Genomic DNA, 25,819 nt, shown 5'->3' on the forward strand with positions numbered 1-25,819 from the left:
TTCTTTGAGCGAAGATTCAGACGGACCAGGGAACAACGAACATCAGCCAGGCGAGAATCGGCGTCACCACCATGATGGTCATGCCCCACCGCATCGTCAGCCCGAACACCACGTCGCGTTCTTCCGGAGCGGCGTTCGCGACCACCAGCGCGCCGTTGGTCGAGAACGGACTGCAATCGACCAGAGACGAGGAGATTGCCAGCGCGATGACCAGACCGGTTGCATTGACCTGACCGGTCATGAGGAATGGAATTGCCAAAGGGATGAGTGCGCCGAGGATTCCCGTGGTGGATGCAAACGCCGACACGATCGCGCCGATCAGACAGATCAAGAACGCCGCGAGAAGTGGAATCCCCACGTGTGCAACAGAATCCCCGAGCCACTGGACGGTGTTCTGGTTCTGCAGAAGAGCGACGTACGTGACGATTCCGCCGATGAGGAGCACGGTGCCCCAGCTGATCTTGTCGACGGCGCCGCGGGCGGAGGCCGGGAAGATCAGGGTGAGAAGTACCGCGACAGTCAGTGCGGTGAATCCGACGTCGAGGTCGAACACCAAGGCGCCGAGTGCAAGCGACGCCAGTCCGAGCAAGGTGAGTCGGCGCTCGAGGTTGAGTGCTCCCTCGTGCGGAGCGGTCCCACCCGAGGACTTGCCGCCACCCTTCGAGCTGTCGCCGGAACCCGAACCGGTGATGGTGTCGCTCCCGCCAGACGCATTGCCGACTGCGTTGACGAGCACGCGTTCGGAGGCGCCGCGCGCAATCAACGCGCGTCCGCCGAACGAGACGTACGCGATGGCAGCAACAACGGCCGCGGCCGCGAAGGTCGAGACGAACAGCAAGGCCGGGCTCGACGGGAGGCCGTTCTGACGCATGACGTCGTTGGTGATCACACCGAAGATTCCGATAGGGGAGAAGCTGCCCGCCGTTGCGCCCTGGACGACCATGAAGCCCATCAGCATGGGGTGGATCCGGTAGCGGGTGGCGAAGCCCATTGCCACAGGCGCGATGATGGCGACGGCAGCGGGACTGACCGCGCCCATGGCGGTGACGGCCGCGCACACCGCGAACATCGCCCACGGCACGAGGGCCACTCGTCCTCTGACCGCGCGGACTGCCGCGTGAATGATCCAGTCGACCGTGCCGTTGTTTCTGGCCAGCGCGAACAGGTAGGTGACGCCGACCAGGATGACGAAGAGACTGGCCGGGAAGCCGTCGAGGATCTCGCTGGTATCGACGGTGAAGACCAGTGTTCCGACGACGAAGGCAGCCACCAGGGCGAGCGCACCCATGTTCACCGACCTCACGGTGGATATGACGAACACCAGGACAAGTACTGACAGGGCTATGACATTTGCCATCGAACTCTCAATCCGTTCGCGACCAGCTTGTGGTCTGCATCACTTGGAAGTGGCCTAGCCTCTCTGCCACTGCTCCATTTGTCAAGTACACTCCGAGGCATGAATTCGACGTCATCGCCCGGCTCGCGCTCGGGCCTGCCCGGACGATTGAAGCGTCCGCGCCTGTACGAGCAGTTGGCCGAGCACATTTCGAATTTCATCGAGGCTCAAGGTCTTTCGCCCGGTGATCGGCTTCCTCCCGAACGCAGCCTGGCTGCCGAACTCGGCGTGAGTCGCGCGTCGCTGGCTCAAGCGCTCGTTGCCCTCGAAATCCGAGGCCGAGTCGAAATCCAGCACGGTAACGGTGCAGTGATTCGTGAAGCTCCGACGCCCGACGCGGGCCGCTCTGCGGACTCGGGAGTGCGGCTACAGGACCGAACCGTCGACGAACTGACTGCCGCCAGGGAGGCGATCATGGCCGGCCTGGCTCGGGCGGCGGCGTCGAATCCCAACGCTGCGCTTCGGGTCGCGATGTTGACCGACGACGGGACCGCGAGAAACTTCGCCGAGACATGGCGCTGCGTCAGGCACCTGGCCGGTGGCGGCCTATTGGCTGATCTCGACGACACCATCGCCAAGCAGGCAGACGTGCCCGAGTCCTCGGCGCGACTGTCTGCGCGACTCGATCAGCTCGCCCACCGGATCATCGACGGTGACCAATCGGGCGCCGCTGACGCTGTTGCGGGAATCCTCTCCGAAACGGCCTGACGAATAACGACGGACGAGCGTCGGAAAAGCGCACGATAACCACTATGAGCATGTTCGCTCACAGGAAACTGTGCTGCGACGTAGCCCGGGAACCTGATCGGCAATGCGCACGTTGAACACAGTGACGACCGTTCCAACCAAGCGGCACGGCCGCTGGCGGGCATCGATGGGGCCGATCGCGGTAACCTGCAGGTGTCCGGTTGGCAGCCGGAAGGCGACCTGGCAGACCCGCACTCTCGAAAGGACCGGCCACATCGGCCGACCTGTATGAACCGTAAGACTGTGTTCCGTAACGTGCTACTCGTAGCCGTCGTGCTGTTGGTGATCTATGCCTTCAGCTACTTCAGCAACGACACCCGCGACTTCAAGACCGTCGACACCTCGGTCGCGATCTCCCAACTCGACGCCAAGAACGTTGAGTCGGCGCAGATCGACGACCGTGAGCAGCAGGTTCGTCTGTGGCTCAAGAACGGCAACGACGCCACCGACGGTAAGACGCAGATCCTGGCGAAGTACCCCGCGAGTGCGTCGGAGCAGATCTTCGACAAGGTCGAAGGCGCCGGTGCGGACAAGTTCAACACGACGGTCACTCAGGAGAGCTGGCTGACGTCGATCCTTCTATTCGTGCTGCCGATGATCATTCTGTTCGGCATCTTCTTCTTCGTCATGAACCGGATGCAGGGCGGCGGTGGTCGCGGCGGAGTCATGGGATTCGGTAAGTCGAAGGCCAAGCAGCTCACCAAGGACATGCCGAAAACCACGTTCGCCGACGTCGCCGGTGCGGACGAGGCTGTCGAAGAGCTGTACGAGATCAAGGACTTCCTGCAGAACCCGGCTCGCTACCAGGCGCTCGGCGCCAAGATTCCGCGCGGTGTGCTGCTGTACGGCCCTCCCGGAACCGGTAAGACGCTGCTCGCTCGCGCTGTCGCAGGCGAAGCCGGCGTCCCGTTCTTCACCATCTCCGGCTCGGACTTCGTCGAGATGTTCGTCGGTGTCGGTGCTTCGCGTGTTCGCGACATGTTCGAGCAGGCCAAGCAGAACAGCCCCTGCATCATCTTTGTCGACGAGATCGACGCCGTCGGTCGTCAGCGCGGCGCAGGATTGGGCGGCGGACACGACGAGCGCGAGCAGACACTCAACCAGTTGCTCGTCGAGATGGACGGCTTCGGTGATCGCACCGGCATCATCTTGATCGCCGCAACCAACCGCCCCGACATCCTCGACCCCGCACTGCTGCGTCCGGGACGCTTCGATCGCCAGATTCCGGTCGGCGCCCCCGACCTCGCCGGTCGCCGCGCGATCCTGCGCGTGCACTCGCAGGGCAAGCCGATCGATCCCAACGCCGACCTCGAAGGTCTCGCCAAGCGGACCGTCGGAATGTCGGGTGCTGATCTCGCCAACGTCATCAACGAGGCTGCACTGCTCACCGCACGCGAAAACGGGACCGTCATCACCGAAGCCTCGCTCGAGGAATCGGTGGACCGTGTTGTCGGTGGACCGCGGCGTAAGAGTCGCATCATCAGCGAGCACGAGAAGAAGATCACGGCGTACCACGAGGGCGGTCACACGCTGGCTGCTTGGGCAATGCCTGACATCGAGCCGGTCTACAAGGTCACGATCCTCGCTCGCGGACGCACCGGCGGCCACGCGATGACCGTGCCCGAGGACGACAAGGGTTTGATGACGCGTTCGGAGATGATCGCTCGTCTCGTCATGGCAATGGGTGGACGCGCCGCCGAGGAGTTGGTGTTCCACGAGCCCACCACCGGAGCGTCGTCCGATATCGACATGGCGACCAAGATCGCCCGCGCGATGGTCACCGAATACGGCATGAGTGCCAAGCTCGGCGCGGTTCGCTACGGACAGGAGGGCGGGGATCCGTTCCTCGGCCGTTCGATGGGCGTTCAGTCCGACTACTCACACGAGATCGCCCGTGAAATCGACGAAGAGGTGCGCAACCTCATCGAGGCAGCGCACACCGAAGCGTGGGCAATCCTCAACGAGTACCGCGATGCGCTCGACCTCATCGCTACCGAACTGCTCGAGCGTGAGACGTTGACTCGCAAGGACCTCGAGAAGATCCTTGCCGGCGTCGAAAAGCGTCCGCGCATCACGGCTTTCAACGATTTCGGTGGGCGTACGCCTTCGGATCGTCCGCCGGTGAAGACTCCTCGCGAACTCGCGATCGAGCGCGGCGAAACCTGGCCGGAGCCAGCTGCCGCACCTGTTCTCGTCAAGGCAGGTGCACCCAACAGCGGTGCCCCCAACGGTGGTCTCCCCAACAACGGTGGTCTCCCCAACAACGGCAACCAGGGACCCTCGAACGGCTACGCACAGCCTTCGTACCCGCAGCCGAGTGCTCCGCAGCAGACTCCGCAACCGGGAACACCCGACTACGGAGCGCCCGCCGGATGGTCGGCACCGGGTTGGCCTCCGCGTGAGAACCCGTCGCCGACGTACCCCGGACAGCAGTCGGGTGGGTACACCGGTGGACAGAATCCGACCCCGCCGAACCAGTCGCAGGGCCAGTACGGTCAGCCCCAACACGGTCAGCCCCAGCCCGATCAGGGGCAGTACGGCCAGCCGCACCCGGGGCAGCAGGCGTACCCGGAGCAGCCGCATCCCGGCCGCCGTTACCCCGCGCAGCCCGATTACCCGGTGCAGTACCCGGACAGTGGACCCTTCGCCGATCCGAACCGGGGAAACCCGTCGGGTGAAAACCAGTGGCAGAGCCCCGCACCGGAACAGCCGCAAACTCCTCCGCCGCATCATTCGGCTGAGGACGAGGGACCGAGCACCGTTCGCTGGGACGGACCGGACGGATCTCGCTGACCTTGCGCCACTAGGCTCTGCGGCGGGGGACCTGTGAACAATTCTCGAGGAGAGTTCGGTTGTCGGTGAATGATGTGGCCAGTGAACTGGTGTCGCTCGGAACGGGCCGCCCGTTCGATCAGGCGCGGGCAGAGGCTGCCGTACGGGAATTGTTGATCGCGGTCGGTGAAGATCCGGAGCGCCCAGGCCTGCTCGATACGCCGGCCCGGGTGGCGCGCTCGTACAAGGAGATCTTCGCGGGTTTGTACTCAGAGCCCGACGACGCGTTGAACACAACTTTCGACGAGGGGCACCAGGAATTGGTGCTCGTGCGAGACATTCCGATGTTCTCGACGTGCGAGCACCACCTGGTGTCCTTCCACGGTGTTGCTCACGTTGGCTACATCCCGGGAAAGTCGGGCAAGGTCACCGGTTTGTCGAAGCTCGCGCGCGTCGTCGACCTGTACGCCAAGCGTCCGCAGGTTCAAGAACGCCTGACCAGTCAGATCGCGGATGCTTTGATGCGCAAGCTCGACCCGCGCGGAGCCATCGTCGTCATCGAAGCCGAGCATCTGTGCATGGCGATGCGCGGTATCCGCAAGCCCGGAGCCAGCACGACCACGTCTGCGGTTCGTGGGCTCCTGCAATCCAGCGCGGCCTCGCGGTCCGAAGCGCTGGACCTCATCCTGCGTAAGTGAGCAAGATGTCCGCGGCTCCCGTTGCAGGCAGCGATCCGGCCCGGATGGTCGTGATGGGGATTCTGAACGTCACCGCCGATTCGTTTTCCGACGGTGGTCAATTTCTCGATCGTGACGCGGCGATCGCTCGCGGACTCGAACTGCAACGCATCGGCGTCGACATCGTCGACGTCGGCGGCGAGTCGACGCGCCCCGGAGCCACCCGCGTCGATCCGAAACTCGAGGCGGACCGAATTGCCCCGGTGATCGAAGAACTCGTGGCAGCCGGAATTCGCGTCAGCGTCGACACGATGCGTGCTTCCGTCGCCGCCGCCGCGATCGAAGCGGGCGCAGGCATCGTCAACGACGTATCGGGCGGTCGCGCAGACCCCGACATGGCCTCCGTTGTGGCCGACGCCGGAGTGCCCTGGATCCTCATGCATTGGCGCTCGGCCGGCGACTACGTCCATCGTGGCAGCGCCGATCACTACGACGACGTGGTCCGCGACGTCCGTGACGAACTGCTGTCGCAGGTCGATCTGGCGTTGAAAGCAGGGGTCGATTCGTCGTCGATCATCCTCGACCCCGGCCTCGGGTTCGCTAAGAACGCCGACCACAACTGGGCACTGTTGCGAGCACTACCCGAGTTCAACGCGACCGGATTCCCGGTACTGGTCGGCGCTTCCCGAAAGCGGTTCCTCGGGTCTCTGCTCAGCGATCCCGACGGCAATCCGCGTCCACCCGGTGGCCGCGAGCCTGCGACGGCCGTGGTCTCCGCCCTTGCAGCGCGCGAAGGCGCCTGGGGAGTTCGGGTGCACGACGCACAAGCTTCGCTCGACGCCATTGCCGTGGTCGACGCCTGGAACCGTGGACGAGAAAGGGCCTGACATGGGGGACCGAATCGAATTGCGCGGACTGAAGGTTCGCGGCAATCACGGAGTGTTCGACCACGAGAAGCGTGACGGTCAGGACTTCTTCATCGACATCACCGTATGGATGGACTTGGCTCCCGCCGCGGCGTCGGACGACCTGACGCAGACCCTGCACTACGGCGAGTTGGCGGAAGCCGCCGCAGCGATAGTCGCCGGCCCGTCGCGCGATCTCATCGAGACCGTCGCCGCGGAGATCGCCGACGACGTCATGAAAGATTCGCGAGTCGAGAGCGTCGAGGTTGTTGTCCACAAACCGTCGGCACCGATTCCGCTGGTTTTTGCGGACGTCGCCGTCGTCGCACATCGGACCAGATCGGCATGACGCGCGCTGTTCTGTCGATCGGTTCCAACATCGGCGACAGTGTGGCTCACCTACAGTCCGTTGTCGACGGGTTGGGCAGCGCCGTCGTTGCTGTCTCACCGGTCTACTCGACCGCGCCGTGGGGTGGCGTCGAGCAGCAGGATTTCTACAACGCGGTGGTGGTGGTCGACGATCCCGAAGCCGATGCCGCTGAATGGCTTCGCCGCTCGCAAGCTCTAGAGGAAGCCGCAGACCGGGTGCGCGAACAGCGGTGGGGGCCACGGAGCCTGGACGTGGACGTAGTCGACTGCGAAGGCGTCGTCAGTTCCGATCCCGTGCTCACACTTCCGCATCCGCGCGCGCATCTTCGGGCATTCGTTCTCGTTCCCTGGCTGGACGTCGAGCCTGACGCGACGCTGATCGTCGACGGCCAGAAGTTGCCGGTGGCACAAATTCTCGACGGCCTCGATCGCACTGAGCGCGAAGGTGTCCGCACTACCGATGTGGTGCTTGCGCGGTGACCGAAAACGACAAGGGTTTGAAGCCGACCCGGATCAGTGAACTCGCGGTACTCGCCGCAGTGGCGGCCGTGGCCACCTGGATTCTGATTCGCGTGTTCTACGGTTCGATGCCGCCCATCCCCGTTTATGCGGGAGCGTCGCTCTACTTCGTCGCCGTTGCCGAGGCCGTCTTCGCTTTTGTCATTCGTTCACGCGTCAAGAACCGGCAGGTCGGCGACGGGCTCAGACAGCTTCATCCGATCACCGCCGCCCGAGCGCTGGCATTGGCCAAAGCATCCGCTTTGGTCGGTTCAGCTACCGTCGGTGTCTGGGTCGGAGTGCTGGTGTATCTCATCCCACAGCGCTCGGTTCTGCAGGCCGCAGCCTCCGACACGCCGGGCGCGTGGGTGGGGTTGGGCGCCGCAATTGCGCTGGTAGCGGCAGCTCTGTGGCTCGAACATTGTTGCAAGACGCCGGAAGATACACCTGACGAGCCTGCGCACTGACAGCCTGGTCGGCAAATCACCCACCGAGGTACGTGGCGACCCCGGTCTCGGCAAGTACCCTGGCAACCATGACAAATTCTGGTCGATCGAAGTCTGCGCGCCGAAGCAAGCGCAGCGCGAGCCAGATGATCATTGCTGCTCTTCTGGCACTTGCTGTCATTGCTTCGCTGTTTCTGATTTTCAGCAACAGCGTTCAGCTTCTTCGGGTGGGTCTGGTCGTCGCTCTGTGGGCAGCCACCCTCGGCGCTATCGCCATGACCAAGTATCGGCGTGAGTCGGCACTGGACAAAGCCAAGGTTGCTGATCTGCAGACCGTGTACGAACTGCAGCTCGAACGTGAAATTTCTGCTCGACGTGAGTACGAACTGAGCGTCGAAGGTCGCGTGCGACGTGAGGTGACCGCGGACGCGGAGGAACTGGCCGGGCTGCGCGCCGAATTGGTGGCGCTGCGCCGAAACCTCGAAGCACTGTTCGAAGGTGGACTGCTGCCCGAACAGACCGCGCTCAAGACCGATTCCACGCGAGTACCGGAACTTGGCGGTAGTTCGTACGGCGCGTACCAGCCGGCACCGTCGGGGTTGTATGTTCCCGGCGCCGGCCAGAGCGGACCCAGCCAACCGGCACCGAACGTCGGCGGCTTGGCTTCGCCCAACGACGATCCGGTGACTGCTGAGACAACCGTCGTGTTCGCGGAGACGTCGTGGCGTGACAGCAGCTTCGTGGCGCCGCGCGTCATCCCGACCCAGAAGTCTCGAGAGACGCAGAAGCCACAAGAGACACAGAAGCCCCAGAGCGGGAACCTAGCGCCGAGTTCTCCGGTGAGTTCCTCGCCGACACGAACGGTGAAAGACGTTCCGGTGAAGAAGGATTCGGAGCCGGTCGCGCCGGTCGAGCCTGAAGTCAAGGCTCCCGCCCAGGCCCCGAACATCGAAGATGCCGTCATCGAAGACGCTGTCGTCGAAGAGGTGCCCGAGGTTGTTCCCGCGGTTGTTCCCGAAGCTGTCGCGGAAGCTGAACCCGAATCCGCTGCGGAGCCTGACGCGGAGCCGCGACGTCGTCGCCGTGCTGCCCCGGAAGATGCCGCCAGTGGTGCTCATTCCAACGGATTGACCGTCGCCGAAATCATGGCAAACCTGAGTTCGAACAGCCCGTCCGAAGGCTCCGGTCGACGCCGTCGCCGAGAGGACTGAGTCGCAGATCACTCGCCCGGCCATGGCATGACGGTTCGGGCGAAGGATATCCTCGGACGCAGAACGTCTGGTACCCGCCGAGCGGGACTGGAACGAACGAGAGGAATCCGGTGACTTCCTTCGGGATCACTAATGGACCTGCACCTGCGCGATTGACGGTAGGAATTGTCTCCGCAGGCAGGGTCGGAACAGCTGTCGGTGCCGCATTGGAGCGAGCCGGTCATGTTGTCAGCGCTTGCTCCGCCGTCTCCAGCGCCTCGGTTGCCCGCGCTGTGAAGCGGCTTCCCGATACCGAAATTCTTCCGGCCGCCGACGTCGCAGCTCGTTCCGAGTTGCTGATTCTCGCCGTTCCTGACGATCAACTTGCGGATCTTGTTCGAGGTCTGGCGGCCACCCATGCCGTCAAGCCGGGCACGCTCGTCGCCCATACGTCCGGTGCCAACGGGATCGCGATCCTGACTCCACTCACCGAACTGGGCGCACTACCCCTGGCTATCCATCCGGCGATGACGTTCACCGGTCACGACGAGGACACCGCACGGCTGTCGTCGGCATGCTTCGGAATCACCGCTGCCGACGACATCGGTTACGCGATCGCGCAGTCACTGGTCCTCGAGATCGGCGGCGAGCCCGTCCGAGTGCGCGAGGAGAACCGCGCGCTCTACCACGCCGCACTGGCTCACGGCAGTAATCACCTGGTCACGCTCGTGGTCGACGCCGTCGAGGCCCTGCGAGCGTCGTTGCAAGGTGACGAGCTGCTCGGTCAGCAGTTGGTCGACGGCGATCCGGGTGGAGTGGCCGAGCGAGTCCTGCAGCCGCTGCTGTCGGCGGCCTTGGACAACGCGCTACGACGCGGTCCCTCGGCGTTGACCGGCCCGGTGGCACGCGGCGACGCTGCTGCTGTCGACACACATTTGCGCGTACTGACAGACCTGGATCCGGAGCTCGCTGCCGGCTATCGGGCGATGTCCTTGCGATCGGCCCAGCGGGTGGGCGCCCCCACCGAATTGTTCGACATCTTGACTGAAACGGGAGGTGACCGTCGTGAGTGATCTGCAGGGCGGATACAAGCGCGGCGAACTGACGGTGCACCACGATCCGGACAAGCTTCGGCGCGTCTCGCGGGCACTGCGAGGTGTCGGGCGTCAGGTGGCGCTCGTTCCGACGATGGGTGCGCTGCATGCCGGCCACATCGAACTGGTTCGTCAGGCCAAGGTCACCGGCGCCGTCGTGATCGTTTCCATCTTCGTGAACCCGCTCCAGTTCGGTGCCGGCGAAGATCTGGACGCGTACCCGCGCACTCTCGATGCGGATCTCGACCTGTTGCGCGCCGAGGGCGTCGAATTGGTGTTCGCGCCGAGCGCCAAGACGATGTACCCGCGTGGTCAGCGCACCACCATCGTGCCGGGCCCGTTGGGTAGCGAACTCGAAGGCGGAGCGCGCCCCACTCACTTCGCGGGAATGCTGACGGTAGTGGCGAAGCTGCTGCAGATCGCGGCACCCAATCACGCGTACTTCGGTGAGAAGGACTACCAGCAGCTGACGCTCATCCGTCAGATGGTGTGGGATCTCAACTTCGATGTACAGATCATCGGAGTTCCGACGGTTCGCGAGTTCGACGGCCTCGCGTTGTCCTCTCGCAATCGCTACCTCGACGAGAACCAGCGCGCGGCAGCGGTCGCGCTGTCCGCCGCTCTGATCGCCGGTGCACACGCGGCGGCTGGGGGAGCGGAAGCAATCCTGGAAACCGCACGCGCTGTTCTGGCAGCTGTTCCGGAAATCGAGGTCGACTACCTCGAGGTTCGGGGCGTCGATCTGGGCCCCGCGCCCGAGCGAGGTGACGGCCGACTGTTGGTGGCCGCCAAGCTCGGAACCACCCGTTTGATCGACAACGTCGGTGTCGCGGTGGGAACCGGCTTCCTCGAGCGTGACACCGACCCATCCGCCGACGCCATCGACGACCTGCTGTCTCACTGAGCACTTTTCACGAGTAAGGACCTGGATATGTTTCGCACGATGATGAAGTCGAAGATCCACCGCGCCACCGTGACTCACGCCGACCTGCATTACGTCGGCTCCGTCACCGTCGACCAGGATCTGATGGACGCCGCAGACCTCCTCGAAGGCGAACAGGTGTGCATCGTCGACATCGACAACGGTGCGCGTCTCGAGACGTATGTCATTGCCGGCGAGCGCGGAACCGGTGTCATCGGAATCAATGGTGCGGCAGCGCATCTGGTCAAGCCAGGCGACCTGGTCATCCTCATCGCCTACGGCGTGATGAACGAGCAGGAAGTCAAGGAGTACTCCCCGCGCGTAGTCTTCGTCGATGCCGACAACAAGCAGATCGAACTCGGTTCCGACCCGGCTCACGCGCCGGAGGGTTCGGGTCTGATCACCCCACGCATGCTGTCGACGCTCGAGGCCTCGCGCGAATCCAGCCTGGTGTAATCCATGCTGCTCACGGTCGACGTCCGGAACACCAACATCGTTCTCGGTCTGTTCTCCGGGACTGGTGAGTATTCGAAGCTGTTGCAGGACTGGCGAATGCGAACCGATCCTCGGATGACTGCCGACGAGTTGGCGTTGACCTTCCGTGGGCTGTTGGGTTCTCATGTCAATCAGATCACCGGCGTTGCGGCGCTGTCGACAGTGCCGTCCGTCTTGCGTGAAATCCGTGTGATGCTCGAGCGGTACTGGGGTCACGTTCCCCATGTGGTGGTCGAACCGGGTATTCGCACCGGAGTGCCACTGCTGGTGGACAACCCCAAAGAGGTGGGAGCCGACCGGATCGTCAACAGCCTTGCCGCTCACCATCTTTACGAGGGGCCATGCATTGTCGTGGACTTCGGTACGTCGACCTGTGTCGACGTCGTTTCCGCCAAGGGTGAGTTTCTGGGCGGCTGCATCGCGCCCGGACTCGAGATCTCGACCGATGCCTTGGCGTCGCAGTCCGCTGCGCTGCGCAAGGTCGAATTGGTGCGCCCGCGTTCGGTGGTCGGCAAGAATACCGTCGAATGCATGCAGTCCGGTGCGGTATTCGGCTTTGCGGGCCTCGTCGACGGATTGGTCAACCGCGTCCGCGACGAACTACCGGAGTTCGGTGGTGACGACGTCTCCGTGATCGCGACCGGGGACAGCGCACCGCTGATCATTCCCGAGTCCGACACCATCGATCACCTCGAACGGGACCTCACCCTCGAGGGGCTGAGGTTGGTCTTCGAGCGCAATCAGGCGCGTCGTGGATCCGGTCGACGACCCGTCGCCTGATCGATGGTTTCGTTCCAGCGGTTTCGCGATTGCAAAAGTTATGCCACAATGGTGCTCGTGAATCGCTGCATGGGTGCTCAGGAGTGTTGTCGAGGCTGACCGCTGCCTTGACCAATTCACATTCCTTGGAGCTAGCTCGTGCTATCCACATATTCTGCAGATCTCTCTGATTTGACCCCGACTCTCGCTGCTGATCGTGCTGTTTCCGCAGGTCGTAGCGCTAATCGTGGGGCGTCCGGACGCCGTCCGAGTGGTGCGTCGTTGCCTACCCGCCTTCGCCCGGCCGATCTGCTGCGGCTGACCGACGAGGGAGCAAACGGCGTGCTCGACGGCCGTTTCGATCACCTCATCCCCGATACCTTCCCGACGCTCGACCGTTGGTCCACCCGCTTGCACGCGGACGACGACGTCGATGTGTGGCTCATCAGTTGGGTGCCCGAACGCAACACCGAATTGCACGACCACGCAGGCTCGTTCGGCGCCTTGACCGTCCTCAGTGGTTCGCTCACCGAATTCCGTTGGGCCGGTGACGCCCTGGTGGAACGCCAGCTCGACGCCGGCGATCAGGCTTCGTTCCCGCTCGGATGGGTTCACGATGTCGTGCGTTCGACGGATGCTCCCGGTGCTCCGATCGAAATCAGCTCTGATGCACCGACTCTGAGCGTTCACGCCTACTCGCCGCCGCTGACGGCAATGTCCTTCTACGAAGTGACGGATCACCGGACACTTCGCCGCACCCGTACCGAGCTGACCGACCTGCCCGAGGGGGGCACCAAATGACCATCGACCAAATGCTCGACGACGCTCGCGCACAGATCGATCGTATGTACGTCTTCCAGCTCACCGAAGCCTTCCACCGCGGCGCGATCTTCGTCGACATTCGCCCGCAGGCGCAGCGCGCCATCGAGGGAACTCTCCCCGGTGCACTCGCGATCGAGCGGAACGTGCTCGAATGGCGCCTTGACCCCACCAGCAGCGCACACCTCGCGTTGGCCACCGACCACGACGTCGAGTGGGTGATCGTCTGCTCCGAGGGTTACACCTCGAGCCTGGCCGCAGCGTCGTTGCAGCAGTTGGGTCTGCACAAGGCCACCGATCTCGTGGGCGGGTACCAGGCGATCAAGGCCGCCGGCCTGCTCGGTGCGCTCAGCGGAGTTCGTCATTGCTCCCGCGAGTTGGCGGCGGTTTCGGCTCATTGAGGTATTTGCTGTGCGCCTTTATTAACCGCGGGCGGTTAATAAAGGCGCACAGCGGGTCTGGCGGTACATCTTCGGGCTCATTCCGTGATGACGGGTGAACGCGGTTGTGAGGGCAAAGGGGCTCGAGTAGCCCACTTCTCGCGCGATCGACGACACCGTTCGTGCCGGGTCTGCGAGCAGATCTGCCGCCACGGACAGTCGCCACTCGGTCAGATAGCCGACAGGTCCGAGCCCCATGAGGCTGGTGAACCTGCGCGCGAAGGCCGCTCGTGAACTGCCGGACTCCTGGGCCAGGCTCGCGACCGTCCAGGGGTGCTCCGGCCGATTGTGTATGAGCCGCAAGGCATGCCCGATGACGGGATCCTCGTAGGCCTTGATCCAACGCGGTGATCGATTCGGGTTCTCGGCGAACCACGTACGGACCGCCGATATCAGGACCAGGTCAAGGAGCCTGTCCAACAACACTTCCTGCCCTGGCCCGTCGGCGGCGATCTGTTGTTCCAGAAGGTTTGTCATCGGCGCGGTTTCGATGCTGCGTCGCACTACCGCGACGGGTGTCAGGCTGTCGAGGATCTGACGGCTGACATAGGAGTCCAAACGGTATGTGCCCGTGAGCATGACGGTCTGACCACTGGTCGAGTTGCCCCAGGTGCGAACGCCGAGAACCGACATGTCCTCGAGCGGTGTGCCGTCGACCGCAGCGCAATTCTGTGCCTCGTCGATCAGTACGTGGACTGGTGTGTCCGGGTGATCGGCGACCGTATACGGATCGGGGCCGCGCAACAGTGCAACGTCGCCGGCCTCGAGTTCTTCTGTCTGGCCGGTGTCGGAGACGACGACCGCGCTGCCTCGAACCAGAACCAGCACGGTGATCGGTGCGTGGTCCTCGATACGTAGTGACCACGGTGGATCGAGCAGCGAGCGCAGTAGAAAAGCGCCCTCCGCCCGCGATCCCGCCAGCATCATCGACAATGCATCCATGCTTCGACCGTAGACGCTGGCGTATGTTTCTGCGACCTTCGGCTATGGATCGTATTGGTGCTCCGCGGTCGAATGAGTGCATGACGACAACAAGCGACATTCAATCGGCAGTAGTGATCGGTGGTACCGGTAAGACCGGTGCGCGCGTTGCGCAGAGGCTGACGGCGGTGGGAATCCGTACCCGAATCGCGTCGAGAACATCCGGGACGCGTTTCGACTGGAACGATCAGGCGACGTGGCAGCCAGCAGTGTCCGGCGTCGACGGGGCATATGTGACGTATGCGCCAGATCTGGCTGTTCCGGAATCGAGCACCCACATCGAGGAGTTCGCGGAGCTTGCGTACCGCGAAGGGGTTCGTCGCATGGTGCTCTTGTCCGGGCGCGGTGAACCGGCGGCGCAGAAAGCCGAGCAGGTTCTCGCCGACAGCGGTCTGGAATGGGCTGTGGTGCGGGCCAGTTGGTTTGCCCAGAACTTCAGTGAGGGGTACCTACTCGATCCGATTCGGGAAGGCCACCTGGCACTTCCGGTCGGTGAGGTGGGGGAGCCGTTCATCGACGTCGACGATCTCGCCGACGTGGCGGTGGCCGCATTGACTCGAACCGACCTCCTCGGCCGAGTTCTCGAGGTGACAGGTCCGGAGTTGCTCACCTTCGCGGCGGCGGTGGATGCGATTTCGACGGCGTCGGGTCGTCTCGTGACATTCGAAAGAATTGGACTCAAACAGTTTTCCGACGGCATGGCGGAGGTCGGCGTCCCGAGTGACGTCGTGGAGTTACTCAGGTACCTGTTTGCCGAGGTTCTCGACGGACGAAATCAAAGTGTGACCGGCGCCGTCGAAGAGGTCCTGGAACGACCCGCTCGAGATTTCACCACTTTTGCCGCCGAGGCTGCCCGAACGGGGGTCTGGTCGTGAAGAAATCCGAGATTTTCTTGGAGCTGCTGCTCGGGGTGACTGCGCTCGGCGCGCTCGTCGCCGGTGGTGCGTTGTTTGCCTTCTCGTCCTTCGTGATGCCCGCTCTGCGGTCGGTCGATGCACATACCGCGATCACGTCGATGCAGGCGATCAACGTCGAAGCGCCGCGTAGTGCGTTGATGCTGCCGCTGGTCGGATCGGCGCTCACCGCGATCGCCGCTGGAATCTGGGCAGCGATCTCCAGACCGGACGGCTGGGTCCTTGCTGTCGTTGGTTGCGTCGGGGTGCTCGCGTCCTTCGCGGTGACCGCGATCTACCACGTCCCTCGCAACGACGCGTTTGCCTCGGTCAGCACTACCGACGCGGCCGCATGGGCGTCGTACGAGGCGGGTTGGACTATGTGGAATCACGTTCGGGTCGGGCTGTACCTGCTGTCGGGAATCGTGCTCGCGGTGGCCGCGGTGCTACCAGCAACAAACGCGGTGGACACGGCCCAGTAGTCTTGTACCCCGTGAGTGATGTAGAAGCCCAGCCAGTCGACGACACCCCCGAGCAGCTCCGTATCCGGCGCGAGAAGCGTGAACGGATCCTGGCGCAGGGGCAGGAGGCGTACCCGGTTTCGGTCGATCGCACCCACACGCTCGCGCAGATCCGCGCGGAGTACCCGGAACTCGAGCCGGACACGGCGACTGGTGTGCTGGTCGGCGTCGTCGGCCGCGTCATCTTCATGCGCAACACCGGCAAGTTGTGCTTCGCGACTCTGCAGGAAGGCGACGGTACCCAGCTGCAGGCCATGATCAGCCTCGCCGGCGTCGGCGAAGAGGCACTGGCTGCCTGGAAGTCCGACGTCGACCTCGGCGACTTCGTCTTCATCCACGGTGAGGTCATCAGCTCCCGTCGCGGCGAGCTCAGCGTGATGGCCGACGCGTGGCAGATCGCGTCCAAGTCGCTGCGCCCCCTGCCGGTTGCTCACAAGGAAATGAGCGAAGAGTCCCGGGTGCGTCAGCGCTACGCGGATCTGATCGTTCGCCCCGAGGCTCGGGACAACGCCCGCAAGCGCGTCGCAGTTGTCCGTGCGCTGCGCAATGCACTCGAGAGCCGCGGCTTCCTCGAGGTCGAGACGCCGATGCTGCAGACGCTGCACGGCGGCGCGGCAGCTCGCCCGTTCGTCACGCACTCGAACGCCCTCGACATCGACCTGTACCTGCGTATCGCGCCGGAACTGTTCCTCAAGCGTTGCGTCGTCGGCGGTATCGAGAAGGTCTTCGAGATCAACCGCAACTTCCGCAACGAGGGCGTCGACTCCACTCACTCGCCCGAGTTCGCGATGCTCGAGACGTACGAGGCCTACGGCACGTACGACGATTCCGCGAAGATGATTCGTGAACTCGTCCAGGAAGTTGCGCAGGAAGCATTCGGCACGCAGGTCCTCACCCTCGCCGACGGTTCCGAGTACGACGTCAGTGGCGAGTGGCAGGTTCTCGAGATGTACCCGTCGCTGTCGGCTGCCATCGGCACCGAGGTCACGCCGGATACAACGGTCGACGAGCTTCTCGCTCTGGCGGAGAAGGTCGGCCTCGAGGTTCCCAAGGACAAGGGCTACGGCCACGGCAAGCTCGTCGAGGAGCTGTGGGAACACCAGTGCGGCGATCAGCTGTACGTGCCGACGTTCGTCCGTGACTTCCCGGTCGAGACGTCGCCCCTGACCCGTGATCACCGCAGCAAGAAGGGTGTCACCGAGAAGTGGGACCTGTACATCCGCGGATTCGAGTTGGCGACAGGCTACTCCGAACTTGTCGACCCGGTCATCCAGCGTGAGCGCTTTGTCGACCAGGCGCGCCTCGCGTCGGCAGGCGACGACGAAGCGATGGTGCTGGACGAGGAGTTCCTCGCCGCGATGGAACAGGGCATGCCGCCGACCACCGGCACCGGCATGGGAATCGATCGACTGCTGATGGCTTTGACTGGTCTCGGTATTCGCGAGACGATCCTCTTCCCGATCGTTCGTCCGTCCGCTCGCTAGCTTTACTTCGATCAAGGTTCGGCCGCACATGTTGCGGCCGAACCTTTTTCAGTTGGGGCGCTCCCAAGGTATTCGATAGTTCCCAACGACATTCGCCTGCGGCAAAGGATTCATCCATGCGCGGTCGCCCGAGTTTCGGACTCTCGAATTGTTGCGATGATTTGGTCGATCGTGCCCTGGTTGAGTGCGTCAGGTAGTCCCTGATCCGACTGGACAAGGAAGACCATGACCTCGGCTGTGGAGTATCCGGGTGTGGTGACGACATCGAATTGTGCTGAGGGCGGATAGCATTCGTTGTCCGCCGGGATATTTGTGACGGTTGCGGCGTGCCGGATCGCCGGGCGTCCGGAGATGGTGAAATTCGTGGGTCCGCCGTAAGCGATACTGGCGAGAGTGCCGTTCTTGGAGGCGAAGATTGCGCTCGGTAGAGGTCTTTTCTCGAGCCGTCGTCTGTCATGATTCCCCCGTCTGGATGCATCCCCCGATGCGTCGCGAGGAGTGTATCGGCACTGTCCTTGTCGCAAGACAAGTCGACCGGCATACCCGGCGGCGAGAAGTCCCAATCATCCTGACGAGCCAAGACAGGACGTTTGTCCAGGTGCTATTGTCGCTGCTTATCGAAGGATCTGGGGAGGAATGGTCGTGGTGAAAAAGGTTGTTGTCACGATGGTTGACGATCTGGACAAAAAATCGCCCGCGGACGAAACTGTGGAGTTTTCCGTCGACGGAGTTGCTTACGAAATCGATCTCACCGCCGCCCACGCCGCGGAACTGCGCGATGCACTGAAAAAGTGGATTCCTCATGCGAGAAAGTCGAATTCCGCCAAATCAGTCAACGGAGCGGTGACCAAATCCCGTCCCGTTGCGGACCGCGATCAGAGTGCCGCCATCCGCGAATGGGCCAAGGGTGCCGGCTTCGAGATTTCGGCCCGCGGTCGTATTTCCACCGAGGTGCGCCGAGCCTACGAAAAGGCCGTCTGAAATGGATCGCGAATGGATTCGGGCGCATTTTGCCGAAACGGATTGATAACGCGTTCTAGTTTGTTAGCGTCTGCACGGTTCGCATCTCTCGTAGAGGAGTCGGTCGTGCACAGAAACAGGTTGTTCGGGGGCGTGGTTCTTGCCGCTCTGATGCTCGTCGGGTTCACCTCCGTGGCTTCGGCTCAGGCCCCGTTGCCCGTGCCCAATGCCTTCCTTGCCGGTGTTCCTCAGGAGTTGGGAAATCCTGGCGGTTCAGCTCCTGGATCCAATGACTTTTCGTGTAAACCGACTGCCGAACATCCCAATCCGGTTGTGCTCGTTCACGGAACGGGTGGAAACAGGCAGACCAACTGGGCCACCTATGCGCCGTTGCTCGCCAACGAGGGCTACTGCGTCTTCGCGCTGACATACGGCAACTTCCCCGAGCAGCCGTGGCCGTTGTCGGCCATCGGTGGAATGCAGGAAATTCCTTCCAGCGCAGCGCAATTGTCGAATTTTGTCGATCAAGTACTTGATGCCACGGGTGCTACATCGGTAGATCTGATCGGACATTCCCAGGGCACCATCATCAACGGGTACTACGCGAAGTTCCTCGGTGGTGCCGACAAAGTGGACAACATCGTCTCGGTGGCGTCGCTGTGGAAGGGAACGCTCGGAAACGAGCAGGCAAGTGTCGGCCGCAGCCTTCGCGAACTCGGGGTATCCGAGGCAGCGCAGGCCGGATTCCCGATCTGCAAGGCATGTCTGAACATGGGGGCAGGCTCGGAGTTCATCGAAAATCTCCGTGCGGGAGGCGTTTACGCGCCGGGTGTTCACTATACGAACATCACGACCCGCTACGACGAACTGGTGCTGCCGTATACAAATGGGCTGGAGCCTGGGCCGAACGCCACCAACATCGTCGTCCAGGACGGTTGTGAGCAAGACATCTCCGATCACCTCGCCATCGCGGCATCGCTGCGCGCCGCGACTTTTGCTCTCAATGCACTCGACCCCGCGCATCAGCGGCCGGTACCGTGCAACTCGGTATTGCCCGTCGTGGGTTGATCACTATGCGGAGGCCTTCGGTGGGGATTCGAACATGCGTGGGCGCTCTCGCTGTGGCGGGAGCCGTGGCCGTGTCCGCGCCGTCTCTTGCGTCGGCGAACGAACCTCTTCCCGTTCCGTCCGGTTTCCTCAGTGGAATCGCCCTCGAAGCGACCAGCCCGGGCGGATCGGCCCCTGGCACCAACGACTTCTCGTGCACGCCTTCCGCTGCTCATCCTGATCCAGTCGTCCTGGTGCACGGGACGGCGGCCAACCGTCAGACCAATTGGGGCGTACTCGCACCCGTACTAGCCAACGAGGGATACTGCGTTTTTGCGCTCACCTTCGGGAATCGAACGGACCAGCCGTGGCCGATTTCCGCAGCCGGCGGTCTCGCACCACTCGGAGACAGCGCAGGGCAGCTGTCGGACTTCGTCAACGACGTTCTCTCTGCGACGGGTGCCTCGAAGGTCGACCTGATCGGGCACTCCCAGGGGACGACGGTCAGTGCCTACTACGCCAAGTTCCTCGGCGGTGACACGCACGTTTCCAAGATCGTCTCCATCGCTCCGTTGTGGGACGGCTCGGAGGTCGGCCCGCCGGAAGGCGTCGGGGGACCGGATTTCGACAACGCCAGCTTCGTCACCGAACTGCGCGACGCGGGCGTCTACTCCGATGACGTCGAGTACACCAACATCGTGACTCGGTTCGATCAAGTGGTCGTTCCGTACAGCAGCGGAATACTGGCCGCGTCGAACGCGTCGAACATAGTTGTTCAGGACGGTTGCGAGCAGGACCTGTCGGATCACATCGCGCTGGTGGCGTCGCAGCGAACGGCGACTCTGACGCTCAACGCGCTGGATCCGTCGAATCCGCGTGAGGTGCCGTGCGCTCGGGTACTCCCGATATTCGGCTGATCAGGCGTCGAAAATCGCTGTTCGCTTCAGGCGTACAGGAACCGGGAAACGATTCCCTCAGCTGCGACGTTGTGAACGGTAAGCAGTCCGGCTTCCGCCGCCAATCGGGTGGAGGAGCAGCAGGTGGACTTCGCGCCCTCTAGAGTAATAAGTGGGGTCGTGCAACCTTTGTCGATTCGTGGACGTCAGTCCGCTGACCGGCGAGGCGATCAGTCTGTAGTGCCGGAGCGAAACGCGGCGACCAGGGACGAGACATCCGGTCTCGAACCTGCCCGCCGGAGAGTGTGAGGGAGAGCGATGTTCGAGAGGTTCACCGATCGCGCGCGGCGCGTTGTTGTCCTGGCTCAAGAAGAAGCCAGGATGCTCAACCACAACTACATCGGCACGGAGCACATCCTTCTCGGCCTCATTCACGAGGGCGAAGGTGTCGCAGCCAAGTCGTTGGAGTCGTTGGGTATCTCCCTCGAGGGAGTCCGCAGCCAGGTCGAGGAGATCATCGGCCAGGGCCAGCAGGCTCCGTCCGGTCACATCCCCTTCACACCGCGCGCCAAGAAAGTCCTCGAGCTGAGTCTGCGCGAAGCGCTGCAGCTCGGGCACAACTACATCGGTACGGAGCACATCCTGCTCGGTCTCATCCGTGAGGGTGAGGGCGTAGCAGCCCAGGTTCTGGTCAAGCTCGGTGCCGATCTCAACCGCGTCCGCCAGCAGGTCATCCAGCTGCTGTCGGGCTACCAGGGCAAAGAGCCCACCGAAACCGGTGGCACCCGCGGAGAGGCCGGCACGCCGTCCACCTCGCTCGTGCTCGACCAGTTCGGTCGCAACCTGACGCAAGCTGCCCTCGAAGGCAAGCTGGACCCGGTCATCGGCCGCTCGAAGGAAATCGAGCGTGTCATGCAGGTTCTCTCGCGTCGTACCAAGAACAACCCGGTTCTCATCGGTGAACCCGGTGTCGGTAAGACCGCTGTGGTCGAGGGCCTGGCTCAGGCAATCGTCAACGGTGAGGTCCCCGAGACCCTCAAGGACAAGCAGCTGTACACGCTCGACCTCGGGTCGCTCGTGGCCGGCAGCCGTTACCGCGGTGACTTCGAAGAGCGCCTGAAGAAGGTTCTCAAGGAGATCAACACCCGCGGCGACATCATCCTGTTCATCGACGAGCTGCACACCCTCGTGGGTGCGGGCGCGGCCGAGGGCGCTATCGACGCGGCCTCCATCCTCAAGCCCAAGCTTGCTCGCGGTGAGCTGCAGACCATCGGTGCCACCACGCTCGACGAGTACCGCAAGTACATCGAGAAGGATGCTGCCCTCGAGCGTCGTTTCCAGCCCGTTCAGGTGGGCGAGCCGACCGTCGAGCACACCATCGAGATCCTCAAGGGTCTTCGTGACCGCTACGAGGCTCACCACCGTGTCTCCATCACGGACGGTGCTCTCGTGGCAGCGGCGACGCTGGCCGACCGCTACATCAACGACCGCTTCTTGCCGGACAAGGCGATCGACCTCATCGACGAGGCGGGCGCGCGAATGCGCATCCGTCGGATGACTGCACCGCCGGACCTGCGCGAATTCGACGATCGCATCGCCGACGCGCGTCGCGAGAAGGAGTCCGCGATCGACGCGCAGGACTTCGAGAAGGCTGCGAACCTGCGTGACAAGGAGAAGACCCTCGTTGCTCAGCGCGCTGAGCGTGAGAAGCAGTGGCGTGCGGGCGACCTGGACGTCATTGCCGAGGTCGACGACGAGCAGATCGCCGAGGTTCTGGGCAACTGGACCGGTATCCCCGTCTTCAAGCTCACCGAGGAGGAGACCACTCGTCTGCTCCGCATGGAAGAGGAACTGCACAAGCGGATCATCGGCCAGGAAGAGGCGGTCAAGTCCGTCTCGAAGGCGATCCGTCGTACGCGTGCAGGTCTGAAGGATCCCAAGCGTCCCTCGGGCTCGTTCATCTTCGCCGGCCCGTCCGGTGTCGGTAAGACGGAGCTCGCGAAGTCGCTCGCCAACTTCCTGTTCGGCGACGACGACGCCTTGATCCAGATCGACATGGGCGAGTTCCACGACCGCTTCACCGCTTCACGTCTGTTCGGTGCCCCTCCCGGGTACGTCGGATACGAAGAGGGTGGCCAGCTCACCGAGAAGGTGCGCCGCAAGCCGTTCAGCGTCGTGCTGTTCGACGAGATCGAGAAGGCACACCAGGAGATCTACAACACCCTCCTGCAGGTGCTCGAGGACGGCCGTCTCACCGACGGTCAGGGACGTACCGTCGACTTCAAGAACACGGTGCTGATCTTCACGTCCAACCTCGGTACGTCGGACATCTCCAAGGCAGTCGGCCTGGGCTTCAGCTCGGGAACGGGCACGGAGTCGAACTACGAGCGCATGAAGCTCAAGGTTCACGACGAGCTGAAGAAGCACTTCCGTCCCGAGTTCTTGAACCGTATCGACGACATCGTCGTCTTCCATCAGCTCACGAACGAGCAGATCGTTCAGATGGTCGACCTGATGCTCGCTCGCGTCGAGGCGGCACTCAAGAACAAGGACATGGCCATGGAGGTCACCGACAAGGCCAAGTCGCTTCTGGCCAAGCGCGGATTCGATCCCGTACTGGGTGCACGACCGCTGCGTCGCACCATCCAGCGCGAGATCGAGGACCAGATGTCCGAGAAGATCCTCTTCGGAGAGATCGGACCCGGCCACATCGTGCTCGTCGACGTCGAGAACTGGGACGGCGAAGGCTCGGGCGAGGACGCGAAGTTCACGTTCACGCCTACCAAGAAGCCGATCGACGTGCCGGACGCACCGCCGATCGAGCTGACCAAGGCCGGCGAAAGCGAAAGCGCAGCAGAGTAGTACAGCAGAGTAGGTAACGAACGGGCGGCACCTCACCGGTGCCGCCCGTTTCGTGTATCACGGGAGAGGGCGTACACATGAACGACATCGAACTGGGTCACCTGCGTCGTTGCGTCGAATTGGCAACGGAAGCATTGGATGCGGGCGACGAACCTTTCGGTTCCGTCCTGGCAGCGGCCGACGGAACATTTCTGGCGGAAGATCGAAACCGGATCGCGGGCGGCGACAACACTCGCCACCCCGAGTTCGAGCTGGCTCGGTGGGCGGCCCAGTATCTGACGCCGGACGAGCGTTCGACGGCAACGGTGTTCACCTCGGGAGAGCACTGCGCGATGTGTTCGGCCGCGCACGCGTGGGTGGGCCTCGGACGGATCGTCTACATCTGCTCTTCGGCCCAACTCGGCGACTGGCTCCCCGCGGGGGGGGGGGGCCCCGTGAAGTCTCTGTCCGTCAACGAGGTTGCGCCGAACGTCCCGGTCGAAGGCCCGGTGCCGGAGTTGGTTCCGCTGGTGCGAGAACTGCATCGGAAGTTGCATTCGCAGAGGGCTTGACGGGCACACACAAACGGGCGGCACCTCGCTGGAGGTGCCGCCCGTTTGCGTGTGAAGTCAGGAAACTGCGTCGACCGCTCGAACCTTCTCTCGCAGTTCACCCTTGACGACCTTGCCGCTTGCATTGCGCGGCAGTGCTTCCACGACGACGATGTCCTTCGGGTGCTTGTAGCGCGCGAGACGATCGTTGAGGAAGCTGCTCAGCTCCTCGATGGTCAGGTCCACGGCTGAACCTGGCGCCATCGCGACGATCGCTACCGGCACCTCGCCCCACTTGGTGTCGGGGCGACCGACGACGGCCGCTTCGACGATCAATTCGTGTTCGTAGAGAACGTTTTCCACCTCCGCGCAGTAGATGTTCTCTCCGCCGGAGATGATCATGTCCTTCTTGCGATCCACGACGTAGACGAAGCCTTCGTCGTCGACTCGAACGAGATCGCCGGAGTGGAACCATCCACCGTGGAAGGCGTCAGCGGTGGCGGTGGGGTTGTTCCAGTATTCGCTCATCATCGTGGGCCCGCGGTAGACGATTTCACCGATTTCACCGGGCGCCACGTCGTCCATGTTCTCGTCGACGACCCTGGCCGAGATGGTCGGGATGACCCGACCGACGGATCCGAGCTTACGAATCGCATCCTCGCCGTCGAGAACGCAAGTGATGGGCGACATCTCGGTCTGACCGAAGACCGCGACATTGAATGCGTCCGGGAAGGTTTCGGCCATTGCCCGCAGGATCGTATCGGACGACGGTGCGGCGCCCCACGAGATGTTCTTCAGCGACAGTGCTCGAGGTTGCGCCTTCTGTACGGCGCACACGGCCTGCCATTGCACGGGCACGAGGAACAAGCTGGTGACCTTCTCGGCTTCCAGGATGTCGAGTAGTTGACCCGGGTCGAATGCGCCGACCGGATGGATCACCGTGGTCGTGCCGAGTTGCAGGCTCGGCGCTATGGAACCGAGGGCTGCGATGTGGAACATGGGCGACGCGCAGAAGCCGATGGAATCGGCATTGAACAGGTGGAAGGCCCTGATACAGGTCAATGCTTGCGAAGACAGGTTGGAGTGGGAGAGCACCGAGCCCTTGGGGCGACCGGTGGTTCCCGAGGTGTACATGATGAGTGCAGGAGTGTCGTCCGGGATGTCGACGAACGCGTGCGACTCGCCCTCTTCGCTGATCAAGTCCTCGTAATTCAGGCTGTCACCCTCGGCGGGGGCGCCTACGGTGATGGAGATGTCGATACCCTCGGACGCGGCTCGCGCAGCTCCGGCCAACGGAGCCAACGGTCCTTCGGCGACAATGACTTTGGAGCCGGAGTCGTTTACCAGATAAGCGACCTCGGGTGGTGTCAGACGGAAGTTCACCGGAACAGCGATGGCGCCCAGTGCGTTGGTCGCGAGCACGACCTCGAGGTATTCGGGGCGGTTGAGCATCAGGATGAGCACGCGGTCGCCGAAGCTGACGCCGCGTCGGGCAAGAGCGTCCGCCAGCTTCTCGACGCGTGCGTCGAGGGTGCTCCAGGTGATGGAATCGCCCAGGAATCGCAGTGCGGTGCGATCGGGAATCATCTGCGCATGCCTGGCGATCTGATTGTTCCAGTTGGTGCGGCGTGAACGCTGCGCCTCGGAGACTGCATCGGTGGAGGCCATCGATGGGTTCCTCTCATGCGTGGGTGATTGTGTGACTCAGGCTACAGTGAGCCGTCGATTCGTACAGTGGTTTTGTTAACGAAAATTCGCAGTGATTACTTGAAGTGGGGCGCGCGTTTCTGCAGCATCGCCATCGCGCCTTCTTTGAAGTCCTCGCCAGTGAGAAGTTCTGCCTGACCGGTATTTTCGAGCTCCAGCGCATCATCGAGGCGGTCCAGTGTCGCCGCATTGAGTGCGCGCTTGGTGAGTTCGAGGGCGCGTCGGGGAGCCTTCGACGTGCGATCGACCACGGAGTCGACGAGTGCGTCGAACGCGTCGTCGGCGACGGTGCGGGACACGAGCCCGAACCGCTCTGCGTCCTCGGCGGAAACTCGCTCGCCCAGCAATGCCATCTCGGCCGCTCGGGCGCGTCCGATCGCTGCCGGTACCAACGCACTGGCGCCGCCGT

At 63.1% G+C, this 25,819-nt stretch carries 26 protein-coding genes; 22 read left to right on the forward strand and 4 right to left on the reverse strand.

Going from position 1 to position 25,819, the window contains the following annotated elements:
* Positions 1-16: 16 nt before the first annotated feature.
* Positions 17-1,357: an SLC13 family permease gene (locus YH3_RS05070; protein ID WP_064443063.1), complete on the reverse strand. Its 1,341-nt coding sequence runs from the start codon at positions 1,355-1,357 to the stop codon at positions 17-19.
* Positions 1,358-1,456: 99 nt separating this feature from the next.
* Here YH3_RS05070 and YH3_RS05075 point away from each other — a divergent pair, with 99 nt between their 5' ends.
* The 14 genes from YH3_RS05075 to YH3_RS05140 all read left to right on the forward strand — a co-directional run bounded on the left by YH3_RS05075 (position 1,457) and on the right by YH3_RS05140 (position 13,490).
* The gene (locus YH3_RS05075) at positions 1,457-2,104 is read left to right on the forward strand and encodes a FadR/GntR family transcriptional regulator (protein WP_007727006.1); all 648 of its coding nucleotides are present in this window, start codon (positions 1,457-1,459) and stop codon (positions 2,102-2,104) included.
* 267 nt (positions 2,105-2,371) lie between these two features.
* On the forward strand, positions 2,372-4,936 hold the full coding sequence (ftsH, locus tag YH3_RS05080; RefSeq protein ID WP_050656734.1) for an ATP-dependent zinc metalloprotease FtsH: 2,565 nt from the start codon (positions 2,372-2,374) through the stop codon (positions 4,934-4,936).
* Between the two features lie 59 nt (positions 4,937-4,995).
* Positions 4,996-5,613 (forward strand): GTP cyclohydrolase I FolE, encoded by a 618-nt coding sequence (gene folE, locus YH3_RS05085; RefSeq protein WP_019746783.1) that lies wholly within the window; start codon positions 4,996-4,998, stop codon positions 5,611-5,613.
* A 5-nt stretch (positions 5,614-5,618) separates the two neighbouring features.
* Positions 5,619-6,479 (forward strand): dihydropteroate synthase, encoded by an 861-nt coding sequence (gene folP, locus YH3_RS05090; protein ID WP_064443469.1) that lies wholly within the window; start codon positions 5,619-5,621, stop codon positions 6,477-6,479.
* A 1-nt stretch (position 6,480) separates the two neighbouring features.
* Complete coding sequence (gene folB / locus YH3_RS05095) at positions 6,481-6,846, forward strand: dihydroneopterin aldolase (RefSeq protein WP_003945780.1); 366 nt, start codon at positions 6,481-6,483, stop codon at positions 6,844-6,846.
* Positions 6,843-7,346 carry a 2-amino-4-hydroxy-6-hydroxymethyldihydropteridine diphosphokinase gene (folK, locus tag YH3_RS05100; protein ID WP_003945848.1) on the forward strand — a complete coding sequence of 168 codons (504 nt, stop codon included), beginning with the start codon at positions 6,843-6,845 and terminating at the stop codon, positions 7,344-7,346. The genes folB and folK overlap by 4 nt, the downstream gene beginning before the upstream one ends.
* A 17-nt stretch (positions 7,347-7,363) precedes the next feature.
* Positions 7,364-7,831 carry a DUF3180 domain-containing protein gene (locus YH3_RS05105; protein WP_153213529.1) on the forward strand — a complete coding sequence of 156 codons (468 nt, stop codon included), beginning with the start codon at positions 7,364-7,366 and terminating at the stop codon, positions 7,829-7,831.
* Positions 7,832-7,899: 68 nt separating this feature from the next.
* Positions 7,900-9,021, forward strand: coding sequence for a DUF6779 domain-containing protein (locus YH3_RS05110; RefSeq protein ID WP_193777147.1), 1,122 nt, complete (start codon positions 7,900-7,902; stop codon positions 9,019-9,021).
* Positions 9,022-9,131: 110 nt separating this feature from the next.
* Positions 9,132-10,073: a Rossmann-like and DUF2520 domain-containing protein gene (locus YH3_RS05115; RefSeq protein WP_003945822.1), complete on the forward strand. Its 942-nt coding sequence runs from the start codon at positions 9,132-9,134 to the stop codon at positions 10,071-10,073.
* On the forward strand, positions 10,066-10,998 hold the full coding sequence (gene panC, locus YH3_RS05120; protein WP_003945953.1) for a pantoate--beta-alanine ligase: 933 nt from the start codon (positions 10,066-10,068) through the stop codon (positions 10,996-10,998). Before YH3_RS05115 ends, panC begins: the two co-directional genes overlap by 8 nt.
* 27 nt (positions 10,999-11,025) lie before the next feature.
* Positions 11,026-11,472, forward strand: coding sequence for an aspartate 1-decarboxylase (gene panD / locus YH3_RS05125; protein WP_003945761.1), 447 nt, complete (start codon positions 11,026-11,028; stop codon positions 11,470-11,472).
* A gap of 3 nt (positions 11,473-11,475) precedes the next feature.
* Complete coding sequence (locus YH3_RS05130) at positions 11,476-12,291, forward strand: type III pantothenate kinase (protein ID WP_064443065.1); 816 nt, start codon at positions 11,476-11,478, stop codon at positions 12,289-12,291.
* Between the two features lie 261 nt (positions 12,292-12,552).
* On the forward strand, positions 12,553-13,071 hold the full coding sequence (locus tag YH3_RS05135; protein WP_007726989.1) for a cysteine dioxygenase family protein: 519 nt from the start codon (positions 12,553-12,555) through the stop codon (positions 13,069-13,071).
* Positions 13,068-13,490 carry a rhodanese-like domain-containing protein gene (locus tag YH3_RS05140; protein ID WP_003945445.1) on the forward strand — a complete coding sequence of 141 codons (423 nt, stop codon included), beginning with the start codon at positions 13,068-13,070 and terminating at the stop codon, positions 13,488-13,490. The genes YH3_RS05135 and YH3_RS05140 overlap by 4 nt, the downstream gene beginning before the upstream one ends.
* A gap of 21 nt (positions 13,491-13,511) precedes the next feature.
* Here the strand turns inward: YH3_RS05140 and YH3_RS05145 are convergent, their stop codons facing one another.
* Entirely contained in the window at positions 13,512-14,471 is a 960-nt protein-coding gene (locus YH3_RS05145; RefSeq protein WP_064443066.1) for an AraC family transcriptional regulator, read from the reverse strand.
* A gap of 80 nt (positions 14,472-14,551) precedes the next feature.
* On the opposite strand from YH3_RS05145, the gene YH3_RS05150 reads away from it, so the two are divergent.
* The 8 genes from YH3_RS05150 (at position 14,552) to YH3_RS05190 (ending at position 23,724) form a co-directional block, all read left to right on the forward strand.
* Complete coding sequence (locus YH3_RS05150; RefSeq protein WP_058227243.1) at positions 14,552-15,385, forward strand: NAD(P)H-binding protein; 834 nt, start codon at positions 14,552-14,554, stop codon at positions 15,383-15,385.
* Complete coding sequence (locus YH3_RS05155; RefSeq protein WP_054826783.1) at positions 15,382-15,885, forward strand: DUF1772 domain-containing protein; 504 nt, start codon at positions 15,382-15,384, stop codon at positions 15,883-15,885. The genes YH3_RS05150 and YH3_RS05155 overlap by 4 nt, the downstream gene beginning before the upstream one ends.
* Before the next feature lie 11 nt (positions 15,886-15,896).
* Positions 15,897-17,408: a lysine--tRNA ligase gene (gene lysS / locus YH3_RS05160; protein WP_003945834.1), complete on the forward strand. Its 1,512-nt coding sequence runs from the start codon at positions 15,897-15,899 to the stop codon at positions 17,406-17,408.
* Between the two features lie 642 nt (positions 17,409-18,050).
* Positions 18,051-18,389 carry an Lsr2 family protein gene (locus YH3_RS05170; RefSeq protein ID WP_003945673.1) on the forward strand — a complete coding sequence of 113 codons (339 nt, stop codon included), beginning with the start codon at positions 18,051-18,053 and terminating at the stop codon, positions 18,387-18,389.
* 150 nt (positions 18,390-18,539) lie between these two features.
* Positions 18,540-19,436: a triacylglycerol lipase gene (locus YH3_RS05175; RefSeq protein ID WP_047269726.1), complete on the forward strand. Its 897-nt coding sequence runs from the start codon at positions 18,540-18,542 to the stop codon at positions 19,434-19,436.
* Between the two features lie 38 nt (positions 19,437-19,474).
* Positions 19,475-20,332 (forward strand): triacylglycerol lipase, encoded by an 858-nt coding sequence (locus YH3_RS05180; protein WP_047269654.1) that lies wholly within the window; start codon positions 19,475-19,477, stop codon positions 20,330-20,332.
* Positions 20,333-20,629: 297 nt separating this feature from the next.
* Entirely contained in the window at positions 20,630-23,173 is a 2,544-nt protein-coding gene (locus tag YH3_RS05185) for an ATP-dependent Clp protease ATP-binding subunit (RefSeq protein WP_003945604.1), read from the forward strand.
* A gap of 77 nt (positions 23,174-23,250) precedes the next feature.
* Entirely contained in the window at positions 23,251-23,724 is a 474-nt protein-coding gene (locus YH3_RS05190) for a nucleoside deaminase (RefSeq protein WP_064443067.1), read from the forward strand.
* A gap of 57 nt (positions 23,725-23,781) precedes the next feature.
* On the opposite strand, the gene fadD5 is transcribed toward YH3_RS05190, so the two are convergent.
* Positions 23,782-25,371, reverse strand: coding sequence for a fatty-acid--CoA ligase FadD5 (gene fadD5, locus YH3_RS05195; RefSeq protein WP_042451945.1), 1,590 nt, complete (start codon positions 25,369-25,371; stop codon positions 23,782-23,784).
* Between the two features lie 95 nt (positions 25,372-25,466).
* Positions 25,467-25,819, reverse strand: a 353-nt coding sequence (locus tag YH3_RS36575) for an enoyl-CoA hydratase-related protein (RefSeq protein ID WP_238592523.1), incomplete at its 5' end; no start/stop codon positions are given.

The sequence above is a fragment of the Rhodococcus sp. YH3-3 genome, assembly GCF_001653035.1.
Classification (GTDB): domain Bacteria; phylum Actinomycetota; class Actinomycetes; order Mycobacteriales; family Mycobacteriaceae; genus Rhodococcus_F; species Rhodococcus_F qingshengii.

Coding starts and splice junctions, on each gene's coding strand:
- YH3_RS05110 (WP_193777147.1), top strand. CDS start 7,900: ATGACAAATTCTGGTCGATCGAAGTCTGCGCGCCGAAGCAAGCGCAGC.
- folK (WP_003945848.1), top strand. CDS start 6,843: ATGACGCGCGCTGTTCTGTCGATCGGTTCCAACATCGGCGACAGTGTG.
- YH3_RS05150 (WP_058227243.1), top strand. CDS start 14,552: ATGACGACAACAAGCGACATTCAATCGGCAGTAGTGATCGGTGGTACC.
- YH3_RS05140 (WP_003945445.1), top strand. CDS start 13,068: ATGACCATCGACCAAATGCTCGACGACGCTCGCGCACAGATCGATCGT.
- YH3_RS05185 (WP_003945604.1), top strand. CDS start 20,630: ATGTTCGAGAGGTTCACCGATCGCGCGCGGCGCGTTGTTGTCCTGGCT.
- folB (WP_003945780.1), top strand. CDS start 6,481: ATGGGGGACCGAATCGAATTGCGCGGACTGAAGGTTCGCGGCAATCAC.
- panD (WP_003945761.1), top strand. CDS start 11,026: ATGTTTCGCACGATGATGAAGTCGAAGATCCACCGCGCCACCGTGACT.
- YH3_RS05130 (WP_064443065.1), top strand. CDS start 11,476: ATGCTGCTCACGGTCGACGTCCGGAACACCAACATCGTTCTCGGTCTG.
- YH3_RS05190 (WP_064443067.1), top strand. CDS start 23,251: ATGAACGACATCGAACTGGGTCACCTGCGTCGTTGCGTCGAATTGGCA.
- folP (WP_064443469.1), top strand. CDS start 5,619: ATGTCCGCGGCTCCCGTTGCAGGCAGCGATCCGGCCCGGATGGTCGTG.
- YH3_RS05175 (WP_047269726.1), top strand. CDS start 18,540: ATGCTCGTCGGGTTCACCTCCGTGGCTTCGGCTCAGGCCCCGTTGCCC.
- ftsH (WP_050656734.1), top strand. CDS start 2,372: ATGAACCGTAAGACTGTGTTCCGTAACGTGCTACTCGTAGCCGTCGTG.
- YH3_RS05070 (WP_064443063.1), bottom strand. CDS start 1,357: ATGGCAAATGTCATAGCCCTGTCAGTACTTGTCCTGGTGTTCGTCATA.
- fadD5 (WP_042451945.1), bottom strand. CDS start 25,371: ATGGCCTCCACCGATGCAGTCTCCGAGGCGCAGCGTTCACGCCGCACC.
- YH3_RS05075 (WP_007727006.1), top strand. CDS start 1,457: ATGAATTCGACGTCATCGCCCGGCTCGCGCTCGGGCCTGCCCGGACGA.
- YH3_RS05145 (WP_064443066.1), bottom strand. CDS start 14,471: ATGGATGCATTGTCGATGATGCTGGCGGGATCGCGGGCGGAGGGCGCT.